The sequence below is a fragment of the Methylibium sp. T29 genome (assembly GCF_000576205.1).
Classification (GTDB): Bacteria; Pseudomonadota; Gammaproteobacteria; order Burkholderiales; family Burkholderiaceae_C; genus Methylibium; species Methylibium petroleiphilum.
In genome coordinates, this window is the sequence record NZ_AZND01000087.1 from 1 (window position 1) to 13,955 (window position 13,955).

17 protein-coding genes, 1 tRNA gene and 3 pseudogenes are annotated in these 13,955 nt (G+C 68.3%); 10 read left to right on the forward strand and 11 right to left on the reverse strand.

The window, feature by feature from the left end:
* From x551_RS23485 to x551_RS23495, 3 genes and pseudogenes are all read right to left on the reverse strand, one after another.
* A pseudogene (locus x551_RS23485) lies at positions 1-337 on the reverse strand (hypothetical protein); the annotation flags it as partial.
* Positions 338-357: 20 nt separating this feature from the next.
* Positions 358-537, reverse strand: coding sequence for a hypothetical protein (locus x551_RS23490; protein WP_051511975.1), 180 nt, complete (start codon positions 535-537; stop codon positions 358-360).
* A complete protein-coding gene (locus x551_RS23495) occupies positions 537-1,163 on the reverse strand; it encodes a hypothetical protein (RefSeq protein ID WP_152543495.1) in 627 nt (208 codons plus the stop codon). Before x551_RS23495 ends, x551_RS23490 begins: the two co-directional genes overlap by 1 nt.
* A 509-nt stretch (positions 1,164-1,672) precedes the next feature.
* On the opposite strand from x551_RS23495, the gene x551_RS25225 reads away from it, so the two are divergent.
* Positions 1,673-1,963 (forward strand): hypothetical protein, encoded by a 291-nt coding sequence (locus x551_RS25225; protein ID WP_152543496.1) that lies wholly within the window; start codon positions 1,673-1,675, stop codon positions 1,961-1,963.
* A gap of 16 nt (positions 1,964-1,979) precedes the next feature.
* Here the strand turns inward: x551_RS25225 and x551_RS25835 are convergent, their stop codons facing one another.
* Positions 1,980-2,552, reverse strand: a complete 573-nt coding sequence (locus tag x551_RS25835; protein WP_255343759.1) for an ATP-binding protein — start codon at positions 2,550-2,552, stop codon at positions 1,980-1,982.
* 157 nt (positions 2,553-2,709) lie between these two features.
* On the opposite strand from x551_RS25835, the gene x551_RS24355 reads away from it, so the two are divergent.
* From x551_RS24355 to x551_RS11855, 4 genes are all read left to right on the forward strand, one after another.
* Positions 2,710-3,054: a DUF3489 domain-containing protein gene (locus tag x551_RS24355; protein ID WP_051495518.1), complete on the forward strand. Its 345-nt coding sequence runs from the start codon at positions 2,710-2,712 to the stop codon at positions 3,052-3,054.
* 109 nt (positions 3,055-3,163) lie between these two features.
* Complete coding sequence (locus x551_RS11850; protein ID WP_051495517.1) at positions 3,164-3,451, forward strand: DUF2924 domain-containing protein; 288 nt, start codon at positions 3,164-3,166, stop codon at positions 3,449-3,451.
* A complete protein-coding gene (locus tag x551_RS27350) occupies positions 3,448-3,627 on the forward strand; it encodes a recombinase family protein (protein ID WP_051495516.1) in 180 nt (59 codons plus the stop codon). The genes x551_RS11850 and x551_RS27350 overlap by 4 nt, the downstream gene beginning before the upstream one ends.
* Entirely contained in the window at positions 3,624-5,066 is a 1,443-nt protein-coding gene (locus x551_RS11855) for a recombinase family protein (protein ID WP_051495515.1), read from the forward strand. Before x551_RS27350 ends, x551_RS11855 begins: the two co-directional genes overlap by 4 nt.
* Positions 5,067-5,294: 228 nt before the next feature.
* Here the strand turns inward: x551_RS11855 and x551_RS11860 are convergent.
* From x551_RS11860 to x551_RS11875, 4 genes are all read right to left on the reverse strand, one after another.
* Positions 5,295-5,385 (reverse strand) — tRNA-Ser (locus x551_RS11860).
* Between the two features lie 46 nt (positions 5,386-5,431).
* Positions 5,432-6,730: a serine--tRNA ligase gene (gene serS, locus x551_RS11865; protein WP_036229517.1), complete on the reverse strand. Its 1,299-nt coding sequence runs from the start codon at positions 6,728-6,730 to the stop codon at positions 5,432-5,434.
* Between the two features lie 45 nt (positions 6,731-6,775).
* Positions 6,776-7,765: a 4-hydroxy-3-methylbut-2-enyl diphosphate reductase gene (gene ispH / locus x551_RS11870; RefSeq protein WP_051495514.1), complete on the reverse strand. Its 990-nt coding sequence runs from the start codon at positions 7,763-7,765 to the stop codon at positions 6,776-6,778.
* Positions 7,765-8,226: an FKBP-type peptidyl-prolyl cis-trans isomerase gene (locus tag x551_RS11875; protein ID WP_036229516.1), complete on the reverse strand. Its 462-nt coding sequence runs from the start codon at positions 8,224-8,226 to the stop codon at positions 7,765-7,767. Before x551_RS11875 ends, ispH begins: the two co-directional genes overlap by 1 nt.
* Before the next feature lie 50 nt (positions 8,227-8,276).
* On the opposite strand from x551_RS11875, the gene radC reads away from it, so the two are divergent.
* On the forward strand, positions 8,277-8,945 hold the full coding sequence (gene radC / locus x551_RS11880) for a DNA repair protein RadC (protein ID WP_011830279.1): 669 nt from the start codon (positions 8,277-8,279) through the stop codon (positions 8,943-8,945).
* 56 nt (positions 8,946-9,001) lie between these two features.
* Positions 9,002-9,646, forward strand: a complete 645-nt coding sequence (locus x551_RS11885; RefSeq protein WP_036229547.1) for a Smr/MutS family protein — start codon at positions 9,002-9,004, stop codon at positions 9,644-9,646.
* A 21-nt stretch (positions 9,647-9,667) separates the two neighbouring features.
* Here x551_RS11885 and x551_RS11890 read toward each other — a convergent pair.
* The 3 genes and pseudogenes from x551_RS11890 to x551_RS11900 all read right to left on the reverse strand — a co-directional run bounded on the left by x551_RS11890 (position 9,668) and on the right by x551_RS11900 (position 11,725).
* Positions 9,668-10,077: pseudogene (locus tag x551_RS11890) on the reverse strand (group II truncated hemoglobin).
* Positions 10,078-10,156: 79 nt separating this feature from the next.
* The gene (locus tag x551_RS11895) at positions 10,157-10,957 is read right to left on the reverse strand and encodes a MinD/ParA family protein (RefSeq protein WP_011830282.1); all 801 of its coding nucleotides are present in this window, start codon (positions 10,955-10,957) and stop codon (positions 10,157-10,159) included.
* A gap of 12 nt (positions 10,958-10,969) precedes the next feature.
* On the reverse strand, positions 10,970-11,725 hold the full coding sequence (locus tag x551_RS11900; RefSeq protein WP_011830283.1) for a GGDEF domain-containing protein: 756 nt from the start codon (positions 11,723-11,725) through the stop codon (positions 10,970-10,972).
* Positions 11,726-11,873: 148 nt separating this feature from the next.
* Between x551_RS11900 and x551_RS11905 the strand changes: the two genes are divergently transcribed.
* The 3 genes and pseudogenes from x551_RS11905 to x551_RS11915 form a co-directional block, all read left to right on the forward strand.
* Entirely contained in the window at positions 11,874-12,740 is an 867-nt protein-coding gene (locus tag x551_RS11905; protein WP_011830284.1) for a CheR family methyltransferase, read from the forward strand.
* Between the two features lie 25 nt (positions 12,741-12,765).
* A complete protein-coding gene (cheD, locus tag x551_RS11910; RefSeq protein WP_036229514.1) occupies positions 12,766-13,449 on the forward strand; it encodes a chemoreceptor glutamine deamidase CheD in 684 nt (227 codons plus the stop codon).
* A 55-nt stretch (positions 13,450-13,504) separates the two neighbouring features.
* Positions 13,505-13,955, forward strand: a pseudogene (locus x551_RS11915) (response regulator); the annotation flags it as partial.

The window sequence follows — 13,955 nt, forward strand, 5'->3', positions numbered from 1 at the left end:
GGGCCAGGTTATCGCCGAGATCCAGCAGTTGCCCCACAAGCCGCTGCACTTTTCCGACGATGTGCTCTTCGCCAAGATCAGTGGCCGCCACCCGGGCTTCGTCCAGGACAAAGCGGTGCGCGTGGACGATCTCTCGGTCGGGCTTAGGCTTGTACAGCTCGCGAATCGGGACTCGAATCAGGTTGCGACCCACGCGGGTGCAGCCGGAAAACGTCCATTGCCCGCGGTAGGACGGGTTGATGTCGCCATAGCGGTTGGGTGTTGCCCTGTAGAAGGCATTCTGCTCGTAGCGCTCAAGGAACCGGTCGCCGAGGTGGACGACGCCGCCGGCCAGCATTGCGTTGGCTCTAGCGCGCGTCATCGGCCATCTAGCCCTGGCCAGATCAGGACGTCGGCGCGCTGCTCGGCGCACAGCTCGCAGGACACGGCGGTCACGGTTGCCCAGACCTGGAGGTACAACCCGTCGTCGTCTTCCTGGATGTCGACCTCGCACCATCCACCATCCGCGTTGATAGAGACGTGCGATTGCCCGTTCATCAGGCTCGGACTTCCGGGGCATCGTCGACGGGGCCGCCATAGTAGAACGACCGCACGCCAACAGCGCCACGCATCCACAGGTACCGCCGGAGGTGCTCGTTGGACATGCGCCAACTGACGTTCCGTTGGGCCTCCCAGTAATATTCCATGGAGACCTCGCCTTCAGCGATTCCGAACTCAGGCAACCCGAGGTCGTCGTACACGAGACGCTGCTCGTCGTTGCCCAGGCAGCGCGGTGTCAACCCCAATGCCATCCAGACCTTCTCAGACAGGCTAAAGGTGTAGAAGGAACCGTCGCCCCAAGACGCGACCACGTAGTCGTATCCGGACAGATCCGGCGCGAAGTTCACCGACTGGCCTTTTCCGCCGAGCGTGGGAACCGAATACGCGACAACGCCGCCCGCCGCCTCATCCAAGACACCAAGCTCGTCGGCCTTGTCCTCGGGGACTACAGCCATCTGGAAATGCACGACCTCGGTGGGCCGCTGTTGCTCATCCGTCTCGAACATTGCGCTCACCTCGATCCGAAGCGTCGGCTCCAGGCCGACTGGGGCCAGAAGCTCGCGGAGCTTCGCCGGGACGAGATGGCCAGGGATGGGAAAAGCGGAGAGGTAGTCTCTGGGCATGTCGGCAGGATAGACCAGGCATGGCGCGATGCGAAAGAACTCAACCCGGCAATCCACATGAGCTGACCATCCAGCAGCACCTGATGCCAAGCCGGACCATCGAGCGGTCCTGCGGCCGCGACGGGCTTGTGCATGCGCGCTTCCTTGAAGAGGATATTGATCGCCAACTTAAGCCGGGCAAACCTCTCTTCTGCACGATGAGGTCGTGGGACCAGAAATCTAAGTCCGGCCTGGGCAAGTTATCGAGGACAGAACCAAGCGATCGTCCACCGCCTCACCGAACAGTCACTGTCTAGTTTGAGCTCCGACATGCACCGTCCGATGACAGAGATGTATCTCCTCTGGCGACTCCGTTGCCTTCGCGCCCGTGACCCGCTGTCAGACTTGCAGATCAACATCATGGCGGGAGAACGCGACCTGACCCTTGATGCACAGGAGCGATTGGAAAGAAGGGCGGAGTTATGTTTCTCAAGCCCCATGGGTCACTACCGGGTCGGATGGCCGCCGGCATGGACCGGCTCATCTCCATTGACCGAGAGTGGGTGCGAGGTGCGCATGCTATGCGCTGGGGAGTGTTCAGCGCCACCAACGGGCTGGAGTTTCTAGTTCCGGACGCCGTCATCGACGAACCGATCCTGCCAGTGGCACCAGGTATCTGCTTGGCCGCCGGCGCCATCGACTGCGAGCTGACCTTGGACGAAGTAGCTCGGGTGAATCGCGATGCCACGCGGGTGGCCAGCAGGTACTGGTTTGCGCATGACGTCGGCCGTTGCCCGGTACGACGAGCAACGGCTCGTTGAACGGCGTTACGCCGCGTTAGGCTCCAGCTTCGCGCGAAGCTTGCGCGTCGACTCGCCCCTCAAGTTCAAGGCGGTGCGAGGTGTGCACGAATCGGTGCAGCGTGGCGTCGGGAATGGTCTGATCGGGAAGGAGCCCATGCCATTTGTCCACGAGGTACTGGCTCGCGATCAGCAGCGATCCGCAGTTCTGGCGGCTGTCGATGACGTCGAGCAGTAGCTGCGCCGCAATGGTCGTCATGTCGCAGATGCAGAAATCGTCAAGGATCAGCAAGTTCAACTTCGTGAGCCCTAGTTTCAGCTTTCGAAGCGTTCCGTCGTGCTGCGCATCGGTAATCTGGTCGTACAACTCGCGAATCCGATGGAACTGCACCGTCAGGCCCCGACGACATGCCTGGTTGCCCATGGCGCACCCGATCCAGGGCTGCCCACCCCGGTGGGTCCGATGATGAGCAGGCCCTGGTGCCTGGTGATCCAGGCGCAGCTTGCGAGCGATGCCATCTGAGACTTGCCCAAGCCTCGACTGGCCAGCGTCGAACGCGTTCAGTGGGCCATGTCGTCGCAAGCGGCCAGCAGAGGCAGAGGTCCGCATGACCGCAACCGCTGCCGTGCCGACAGCAGGCGCGCCGCTGTGGACGGCCAACTGCGGACTTGTCGCCACTTCTCGGCGCAGATGACTTGATGCCTTCGCGCATTCGAGCGGTACTGGTGCCGCCGCGGCCGTCGCGGCGCCACACCAGGAGAAGCTCGTGCCCAAGACCCCGTCCCGCTCCGCCAAGGCCTCCCCGCGCGCGCGCACAACCAAGCCCGCCGCCCGTGCAGCCGCCACGTCCCCCGCTCGCGCTGCACGCCGGTCGACGCCTCCACCCGCTCCCCCGGCCGCCGAGATCCCCGGCACCAAGCAATCCCGCCTGATCGCCCTGCTCCGCTCGGCCTCCGGCGCCACCCTGCCGCAGATGACCGAGCTGACCGGCTGGCAGCCCCACACCGTGCGCGGCACGATCAGCGGCGTGCTGCGCAAGAAGCTCGGCTTGTCGGTGGCCTGCGAGGCCAGCGACGCCGGCGTGCGGATCTACCGCATCGTCGAGGCATGAGCTCACTTGTTGCCGAGCTAGCCACCCTCGCCTCGCTGTCCCGCCCGCAACTGGCCGATCGGTGGCTCCAGGCGTTCGGTTACCCGGCACCCAAGGGCTCACGGGCCAGATGCTGGCCCTGGCCCTGGGCTGGCAGCTGCAGATGGCCGAGCGACTCGGCACCAGCGCTCCTGACCGCCTCCTGAGGTCCCTGCGGCGATCTGCCGGGCCCTCCTCATCTACCGTGGCTCCTGGCACCCGGCTGCTGCGCGAGTGGCAGGGCCGGACCCATCAGGTGACGGTGCTGTCCTCGGGCTACGAGTGGAACGGCCAGACCTACCGCAGCCTCTCGGCCATCGCCCGGTCCATCACCGGCACGGCCTGGTCAGGCCCTCTCTTCTTCGGGCTGCGCCGGTGAGCCTGAGCTGCGCGATCTACACCCGCAAGTCGTCCGAGGAGGGGCTGGAACAGTCCTTCAACTCACTGGATGCCCAGCGGGAGGCCAGCGAGGCGTTCATCCTGAGCCAGAAGGCGCAGGGCTGGAAGGCCTCTCGGACGGTCTACGACGATGGGGCTACTCCGGCGGGAACATGAACCGCCCGGCCCTGCAGCGGTTGCTGGCCGATGTGGCGGCCGGCCGGGTGCAGATCGTGGTGGTCTACAAGGTCGATCGGCTGACCCGCTCGCTGGCGGACTTTGCGAAGCTGGTGGAGCAGTTCGACGCCCACGGGGTGTCGTTCGTGTCGGTGACCCAGCAGTTCAACACCACCAGCTCGATGGGGCGGCTGACCTTGAACGTACTGCTGTCCTTCGCTCAGTTCGAGCGGGAGGTCACCGGCGAGCGGATCCGGGACAAGATCGCCGCCTCCAAGCGCAAGGGGCTGTGGATGGGCGGGATCGCCCCGATCGGCTACCGACCGCACGAGCGGTCCTTGGCGATCGAGGAGGTGCAGGCGGAGCGGGTGCGGGCCATCTACCGCCTGTATCTGGAGCTGGGCTGCGTGAGTCGCCTGAAGCGGGAGATCGATGCCCGGGCGTGGCGCACGCCACCGCGGGCGACGCAGCGGGAAGGCGCGACCGGCGATCGACCGTTCAGCCGGGGCCACCTGTACCGGATCCTGAGCAACCCGGTCTACCGGGGCCAGATCGTGCACAAGGGGCAGGTGTTCGAGGGCCATCACCCGGCGATCGTGGATCAGGCGGTCTGGCAGGCCGTACAGGATGGCTTGGCGAGCAACCGGCAGGGACAGAGGGTTCGGCGGGGGGCAAAGGACGCCAGCCTGCTGGCCGGGTTGGTGTTCGGCTCGAGCGGGGATCGGCTGACGCCGAGCCATGCCGCCAAGGGGCAGAAGCGATACCGCTACTACGTTGGGAAGGGTGGGGAGGAGACGCTGCGCATTCCGGCGCCGGAGCTGGAGCGTGGCGTCGTGGGTTGCTTGGCGAGGTTCCTGCAGGACGAGGGCCGGGTGATCGACGCCCTCACCGGGACGGGCGATGCGACGGCGGTCCAAGGGGCGCTACGGCAGGCGAAGGAGGCGGCGGGCGAGCTGCAGCAGGTGAAGCCGCGGATCGAGACGGTTCAGCGCTTGGTCGAGAGGATCGCGGTCAGCCTGGACCAGCTGCGGATCACGTTGAAGGCCGGTGGGCTGCCGGGGATGGTCCAGACGACCATCGAGGCGCCCGTGCAGCTGAAGCGCTGTGGGATGGCGATGCGGCTGATCGTGGGGAACGGCTCGGCGCCCAGGGCTCGCCAGGCCGATGGCAAGCTGATCGGATTGATCGCGAAGGCGCAAGGGTGGTTCGCGCTGCTGGCGTCGGGGCGATGCAGCACCGTGGCGGAGGTCGCCAAGCAGGCGCAGATCTCGCCGTCGTACGTGACGCGGGTGATCTATCTGGCCTTCCTGGCGCCGGACATCGTGGAGGCCATCGCGACGGGGGAAGGTCCGCTGGAGCTGTCCGCCGATCGGCTGACGCGGATGGGGCCGCTGCCGATGGACTGGGAAGAACAGCGGGCGCTGCTTGGCATGGGCTGAGCTAGCCAGCGCCACGGTCACGGCCCCGCGGTGCGGGGCCGTGCTTCTTGCGGGCACGATGGTCGGTGGGATATTCGTACCACCGCGGCGGGCCACTGAGAAAGCCGGCCTGAGGGACGCGGTGATGGCCCTGGCGCGGGCGTCCAGAGAATGCCCATCCGGCCCGGAGGCCGCACGGCGCGGGCCTTCGGCAAAAAAAGCCCGCGGCATGCGCGGGCTTGGACTACTTGGCGGAGAGGGAGGGATTCGAACCCTCGGTACGGGGATACCGTACGCCTGATTTCGAGTCAGGTACATTCGACCACTCTGCCACCTCTCCGGAAAACTGTGGTCTCGCTATCGCTAGCGAAGCCACGAATTGTAGCTCAGGCCACCAGCCTTTCGAGCCCACCGAGGTAGGGCCGCAGCGCCGCCGGGATCGTGATGCTGCCGTCGGCATTCTGGCCGTTCTCCAGCACCGCCACCAGCGCACGGCCGACGGCCAGGCCCGAGCCATTGAGGGTGTGCACCAGTTCGTTCTTGCCCTGCGCCGTCTTGTAGCGGGTCTGCATGCGGCGCGCCTGGAAGGCCTCGCAGTTGGAGCAGGAACTGATCTCGCGGTAGGTGTTCTGCGCCGGCAGCCAGACCTCAAGATCGTAGGTCTTGGCCGCACCGAAGCCCATGTCGCCGGTGCACAGCGTGATCACACGGTAAGGCAGCTCGAGCTTCTGCAGCACCGCCTCGGCGTGGCCCACCATCGCCTCGAGCGCGGCGTCGCTCTGCTCGGCGGTGGTGATCTGCACCATCTCGACCTTGTCGAACTGGTGCTGGCGGATCATGCCGCGCGTGTCGCGGCCGGCGCTGCCGGCCTCGGAGCGGAAGCAAGGGCTGTGGGCCGTGAGCTTGATCGGCAGCTGGTCGGCGGCCAGCACCTGCTCGCGTACGCTGTTGGTCAGCGAGATCTCCGACGTGGAGATCAGGTACTGCGTGGTGGCTTCGTCGTCGTCACCGCCGCGCGTGACCCAGAACATGTCGGCCTCGAACTTGGGCAACTGGCCCGTGCCCTCGAGCACCTCGCGGTTCACGATGTAGGGCGTGTAGCACTCGGCGTACCCGTGTTCCTGCGTCTGCACATCGAGCATGAACTGCGCGAGCGCACGGTGCAGCCGGGCCACCGGCCCGCGCAGAAAGCTGAAGCGTGCGCCGGACAGCTTGGCCCCGGTCTCGAAATCGAGCCCGAGCGGTGCGCCGAGGTCCACGTGGTCCTTCGGCGCGAAGTCCAGCGCGCGCGGCTGGCCCCAGCGGCGCACCTCGACGTTGGCGTGCTCGTCGGCACCGACCGGCACGCCGGCCTGCGGCAGGTTGGGCAACGCCATCAGCAGCGCGTTGAGCTCGCTCTGGATCACCTCCAGCCGCTCGGCGCTGGCCTTGAGCCCGTCGCCGATGCCGCCCACCTCGGCCATCACCGCCGCCGTGTCCTCGCCCTTGGCCTTGAGCTGGCCGATCTGCTTGGACAGGCTGTTGCGTCGTGCCTGCAGCTCCTCGGTACGGGTCTGGATGGCCTTGCGCTCGGCCTCGAGCGCGGTGAAGCGCTCCACGTCCAGGAAGGGCTGTGGCGACTTGCGCGTCTCGAGGCGCGCGACGACGCCCTCGAGGTCCTTGCGCAACAGGTTGATGTCCAGCATGGTGGGTGGCGGCGGGAAAAGGCTCGCGATTCTAGGGTTGCGGCGTCAGGCCACACCTTCCATCGATTTGTCGCCCAGCCCCAGGGGCAGCGGGAAGCGCACGGTTTCCTCCACGCCGGCCATCTTGCGCACCGACACCGCACCCAGAGCGCGCAGGCGCTCGATCACCTCGTGCACCAGCAGCTCGGGCGCCGAGGCGCCGGCGGTCAGGCCGACCCGGGCGGATCCCTCGAACCACTCGGGCCGCAGGTCGCTGGCGGAGTCGACCATGTAGGCCGGCGTGCCCAGGCGTTCGGCCAGCTCGCGCAGGCGGTTGCTGTTCGAGCTGGTCGGGCTGCCCACCACCACCACCACGTCGACCTGCGGCGCCAGCACCTTCACGGCGTCCTGGCGGTTCTGGGTGGCGTAGCAGATGTCCTGCTGCTTGGGCTCGCGCACGTGCGGAAAGCGGCGCTTCACGGCGGCCAGGATCTCGGCCGCGTCGTCGGTGGACAGCGTGGTCTGCGTCACCACCGCCAGGCGGTCGGGGCGCGTCACCCGCACCTGCGCCACGTCGTCGACGTCCTCGACCAGGTAGATGCCCTCGCTCAGCTGGCCCATCGTGCCTTCGACCTCGGGGTGCCCCTTGTGGCCGATCATGATGAACTCGTAGCCTTCCTTGTGCAGCTTGGCCACCTCGACGTGCACCTTGGTCACCAGCGGGCAGGTGGCATCGTAGACGCTGAAGCCGCGCGCCTCGGCCTCGTCGCGCACCGCGCGGCTCACGCCGTGGGCGCTGAACACCAGCGTGGCGCCGGGTGGCACGTCGGCCAGGTCCTCGATGAAGATCGCGCCCTTGGCCTTCAGGTCGTTGACCACGAAGGTGTTGTGCACGATCTCGTGGCGCACGTAGATCGGTGCGCCGAACTTGCGGATCGCGCGCTCCACGATCTCGATCGCCCGGTCGACGCCGGCACAGAAGCCGCGCGGCTCGGCCAGCAGCACGTCGGTCACGCCGCGTTCGGCGTCGTGGGACGGGCTCGTGTCCATCGTCATCACAGCACCCCGATCAGTTGCACCTCGAAGCTCAGCGGCTGGCCGGCGAGCGGGTGGTTGAAGTCGAACAGCGCCCAGTCTTCTTCGGGCGGGCCCAGCTGGCGCAGCACGCCGGCGAAGGCGCCCTGCCCGTCCGGCGTGGGGAACTGCACCACATCGCCGACGCCGTAGCGCTCGTCGGGGTCGCCGTGCGCGCGCAGCACCGACAACGCCACGCGCTGCAGCAGTTCGGGGTTGCGCTCGCCGAAGGCCTCGCCGGGGGCGAGCTGGAAGGTGGTGTGCGCGCCCTCGGCCAGGCCGATCAGGCGCCGCTCCACGGCCGGCGCCAGCTCGCCGGTGCCCAGCGACAGCGTGGCCGGCTTGTCGGAGAAGGTGTTGATCAGATCGGCACCGTCCGGGCCGGTGAGCCGGTAGTGCAGGGTCAGGAAGGACCCGGGCTGGACCTGTTGAGCGTTGACCACGGAGGTTTGCTTTCGCTTCGATAGACTGGGGTGGATTTTCGCACTGCACCGTGAAAGACCTTCCCGCCGACCTCCGACCCCGCGAAAAGCTGCTCGCCCGCGGCCCGGCGGCGCTGGCCGACGCGGAACTGCTGGCGCTTCTGCTGCGAACCGGGCTCAAGGGCCAGGGCGTGCTGCAGCTCGCGCAGGCGCTGCTCGATCGCTTCGGCGGACTCTCCGGGCTGCTGGCAACCGACACAGCCGAGCTCGGCAGCGTGAAGGGGCTGGGGCCGGCCAAGCGGGCCGAGCTGGCGGCAGTGCTGGAGATCGCCCGCCGCAGCCTGGCCTCGCGGCTGGCGCAGACGCCGGTGTTCGACTCGCCACAGGCCGTGAAGGACTACCTGCAGCTCCAGTTGGCCAGCAAGCCGCACGAGGTGTTCGCCGTGCTGTTCCTCGACACGCAGCACCGGTTGCTGGCCTTCGAGGAGCTGTTCCGCGGCACGCTGAATCAAGCGAGCGTGTACCCGCGCGAAGTGGTCAAGCGCGCGCTGGCGCTCAACGCCGCGGCGGCGATCCTGGCCCACAACCACCCGTCCGGCGTGGCCGAGCCCTCGCGTGCCGACGAGGCCCTGACACAGGCGCTGAAGGCCGCGCTGGCGCTGGTCGACGTGCGGGTGCTCGATCACTTCGTGGTGGCACGGGGCAGCGTGGTGTCGTTCGCCGAGCGGGGGCTGCTGTGAGTGCCGACCCGCCCGTTGGCCGGGCGCGCCGAACGCGCCGCAAGGCCGCCGCGCCGGTGGCCGGCAGCCTGCAGGACCTGAAGGCCCTGAAGCGCCGGATCGACGACGCCGCGCAAGAGCAGGCTCGGCTCGAGGCCGAGCAACGTGCCACAGAGGCGCGCCTGCGGCGCGAGCGCGACCTGTTCGCGCTCAGCGTCGGCCCGGTGTTTCCGCTCCAGCGCGCCGTGCGCGCGCCGGTGCCACGGCCCAAGCCGGAGCCCGTGCCGCTGCAACGCCAGCGTGACGAGCAGGCCGCGCTGCGCGAGGCGCTGTCCGACGAGTTCGATGTGGAGTCGCTGCTCGACACGGATGAAGCGCTGTCCTACCGCCGCAGCGGCGTGGGTATCGACGTCGTCAGGAAGTTGCGGCGCGGCGGCTGGGCCATCCAGGCCCATCTCGACCTGCACGGCCTGCGCCGGGACGAGGCCCGCGAGCGGCTCGCCGACTTCCTGCGCGAGGCCGGTCGGCAAGGCTTGCGTTGCGTGCGCGTGGTGCACGGCAAGGGCAATGGCTCACCGGGCCGGCAGGCCGTGCTGAAGGCCAAGGTGAGGACCTGGCTGGTGCAGAAGGCCGAGGTGCTGGCCTTCACGCAGGCGCGCGGGTCCGAAGGCGGCGCCGGCGCGCTCGTCGTGCTGCTCGGCGCGCCGCCTTCGTCGGTCTAGACCGAAGAGGAACCGCGGCCCTCAGGTGCCCCGGTTCCTCATCCAGTCGGCCGTGTTGGCGAACGAAGCTTGAGCCGCGAGACGAGCAAGGGGTCGAGCTCGCATTCGTGCATCGCCTGCTCCATGCAGGCCATCCACTGGTCACGTTCGCGCACGCCGATCGAATAGGGCAGGTGCCGCGCGCGCAGGCGCGGGTGGCCGAAGCGCTCGACGTAGAGATCCGGCCCCCCGAGCCAGCCGCACAGGAACCAGAACAGCTTGTCGCGCGAGCCGTCCAGCGTGCTCGGGTGCAGGCGGCGCAGGTCGTGGAAGCCGGGCTCCAGGTCCATCAGGTCGTAGAAGCGGTCGACGAGCGCGCGCACGGCGTGCTCGCCGCCGACCCATTCGTAGGGTGTCGCCGGGGCGGTGGATTCAGGAGGGGTCGTGGTCATTTCGGCCCGGAGCATAGCGTTTGCCGCGGGCGGGGCCGGCATGCGCCAGCGGCGGCGGCGCCCGGCGGACGCGGCAGGTTCAGGGGCTGAGCCGGGCCGCCAGCTGGCTCACCGCTTGCGCGGCGGGCGTGCCCGGCAGTGTCTCGACGACCAGTTGACGCTTCTTGACGGCGTCGCGGACCGAGGGGTCGAGCGGCACCTCGCCCAGCAGTTCCAGCCGCACCGGCGTGTCCACGGCCGAACTGACGAAACGGTCGATCACCTGCTGCAGTTGCAGCGCGACGCCCCGCCCGTCGCCGGCGCGCGGCACCTGGTTCACCACCAGCCGCAGTTCGCGCCGTGACTGCTGCATCGCCAGCACCTTGATGGTGGCGTAGGCATCGGTCATCGAGGTCGGCTCCGGCGTGGCGACGATCAGCACCTCGTCGGCCAGCGACACGGTGTAGAGCACCACGTCGGAGATGCCCGCGCCGGTGTCGAGCAGCACGATGTCGAAACGCGGCGTCACTTCCTCGATCACCGCGAGCAGCTTCTCGCGCACCTCGGGCGTCAGCCGCGAATATTCGACCAGTCCCGAGCCAGCCAGCAGCACCGAGAAGCCGCCGGGCGCCGGCAGCACCGCCTGCTCCAGCGTGGCATCGCTGGTGAAGACATCGTGCAACGTGATCTTGGGATGCAGGTTCAACACCACGTCGAGGTTGGCCAGGCCCAGATCGGCGTCGAGCACCAGCACGCGCAGGCCACGGCGCGCCAGCGCCGCCGCGAGATTGGCGGAAATGAAGGTCTTGCCGACCCCACCCTTGCCGCTGGTGACGGCCAGGATGCGGGCGCGCGGCGGCGCGTCGTTCGGCGCGGGTCGGTCGGTGGGAGCGGTGGTCATGGCGGTGAGGAGTTAGGAGGTGGCCGCCGCATCGTCGAGTGGCATCGGCAGACTGGGCGAGAACAGCATGCCGCGCTCTTCGGCACTGACGAGCGAGACGGCAGTCGGCTCGATGCACGTGCGGTTGCGGCCCTCGGCCTTGGCACGGTAGAGCTGGGCGTCGGCACGCTCGGTCCACAGGCGGGCCGACGAGCGCACCCATGGCGGAGCGAAGGCACCACCGGCGCTCAGGGTGACACTCAGCATGGTGCCCTGTGGCAACGGGACGGTGCGCGCCTCGACCGCTCGGCGCACGCGCTCGGCGGCCGCCTGGGCGAATGCCGGTGGGCAGTTGGGCAGCACGATCGCGAACTCCTCGCCGCCGTAGCGGGCCACGGTGTCCATCGGACGTACGCATTCCTGCAGCGTGCGCGCCACGGCCTGCAGCACCATGTCGCCGGCGGCGTGGCCGTAGGTATCGTTGACGCGCTTGAAATGGTCGATGTCGAGCAGCAGCACCAGTGCCGCCTCGCCCGAGCGGGCCACACGATCGGTCTCGCGCTCGAGCGCAAGGTCGAACTGCCGGCGGTTGGCCAGGCCGGTGAGGGCGTCTCGGCTGGACAGGTCGCACAGCGCGTCGACCAGCTGCTGCAGCCAGGTCGCGTCGCGCGGACCCGTCGACAGCGCGTGCCCGGCGCGCTGCAGCAGTTGCAGCGCGGTGTCGAGGTGGAGTCCGTCGGTGGGCAGGGGCGCGTCCGGCGGCGAGGGGCGGGAAGGCTTCACGATCACGGCAGTCTAGCGGGGGCGACACGGGCGTGAAGCTGCGAACTGCACCGCTTCCGCTCGGCTTCTTGCGGCCCGGTCGGCCGCTCAAGATCGCCAGACTTCCGCCGATAAACCTGACGATCCCCCTGCCACTGTCCGAACTCGCCCCATCATGAGCGCCGTGCTGTCATCCGTCCCGTCCGCTTCGCCGCCGGCCGGCGAACGCGAGTTCGATTTCGAAGCCGCCGACTTCCAGCGCGTCTGCGCCCTGATCTACCAGCGTGCCGGCATCAACCTGCAGCCGGGCAAGCAGGCCATGGTCTACAGCCGGCTGTCGCGCCGGCTACGCGACACCGGGCACCGCTCGGTCGGCAGCTACCTGCAGTGGCTGGAACAGCACACCGGCCCTGCCGGCGAGGCGGAGTGGCAGGAGTTCGTGAACTGCCTGACCACCAACCTGACGAGCTTCTTCCGAGAGGAGCACCACTTTCCGCTGCTGACGCAGGCGCTGCAGCAACGGCGTGGCCAGGCCGTGCGGATGTGGTGCAACGCGGCCTCCACCGGCGAGGAACCCTATTCGCTGGCGATGACGGTCATCGAGGCGCTGGGTTCCCAGCACAACGTCAAGCTCGTCGCCAGCGACATCGACACCAAGGTGCTGGCCACCGCGAGCCGCGGCGTCTACGACGCGGACTCTCGCGGCCTGAGCCCCGAACGGCTGCGCGCGCACTTCCTGCGCGGCAAGGGCGCCAACGCCGGCTCGATCCGCGTGAAGCCCGAACTGGCCCGCATGATCGAGTTCCGCGCCTTCAACCTGATGAGCAGCGCATGGGCGCTGGGAGACCCGTTCGACATCGTGTTCTGCCGCAACGTGATGATCTACTTCGACAACCCGACGCAGCGCCGCGTGCTGGAAGGCATCCACCGCGTGATGAAGCCGGGAGGCCTGCTGTTCGTCGGCCATTCCGAGAACTTCAGCGACGCGCGCGAACTGTTCCGCCTGCGCGGCAAGACGGTCTACGAGCGCGTGGATCGCTGAATTTCCCGACCCGCCCCCTGCCCTCATGCTCTCTTCCATCGCCCAGCCCACAGGCGCTGCCGCCGGCCCCGCGCGCGGCACCGGCCGCCCGTTCTCCCGCCTCGAGCAGTTGAAGGCCGCGCCGCGCAAGCCAGGCGAGGCCTCCTTTTTCTTCTTCGACGCCCACTTCAAGGCCGACGCCGTGAAGGTGTTGCCGGGCGAGTACTTCGTCCATGACGAAGATCTGCTGATCATGACCACGCTGGGCTCCTGCATCGCCGCCTGCCTGTGGGACCGCGAGCGCCGCATCGGCGGACTCAACCACTTCATGCTGCCCGACGGCGGCGGTGCGATGGAATCGGGCCGCTACGGTTCCTATGCGATGGAGTTGCTCATCAACGAGATGCTCAAGCGCGGCGCGAACCGCCTGACGCTCGAGGCCAAGGTGTTCGGCGGCGGCGCGGTGGTGAGCGGGATGAACACGCTCAACGTCGGCGAGCGCAACACCGCCTTCGTGCTGGACTACCTGAAGACCGAGCGCATCCCGGTGGTCAGCAAGGACGTGCTCGACATCTACCCGCGCAAGGTGTGCTTCTTCCCGGCCAGCGGCAAGGCGATGGTCAAGCGGCTGGCAGCGACCAACACCGACGCCCTGGTGGCGCAGGATCGCGCGGCCGCGAAGGCCGTGCTGCCGGCCACGGGCGGTGGGGGCTCGGTGGACCTGTTCTGAGCCGACCGGCGGCGACAGGACGGTGCATCGAGGACACAAGAACAGGGAGAACAAGATGGCGAAGATCCGTGTGGTGGTGGTGGACGATTCGGCGCTGGTGCGCAGCCTGCTCACCGAGATCATCAACCGCGAACCGGACATGAGCTGCGTCGGCGCGGCCAGCGACCCGATCGTCGCGCGCGAGATGATCCGCAACCTCGATCCCGACGTCATCACGCTCGACGTCGAGATGCCGCGCATGGACGGCATCGACTTCCTGTCGCGCCTGATGCGGCTGCGTCCCACACCGGTGGTGATGGTGTCCACGCTGACCGAGCGCGGTGCCGAAGTCACGCTGAAGGCGCTGGAACTGGGCGCCGTCGACTTTGTCGCCAAGCGAAGATCGGCGTCGCCGATGGCCTGCGCCAGCTCGGCGCCGACATCACCGAGAAGATCCGCACCGCGGCCCAGGCCCGCGTGCGCAAGCTGGTCACGGCGCCGTCGCCGGCGCCCGGTGCCAGCGCACC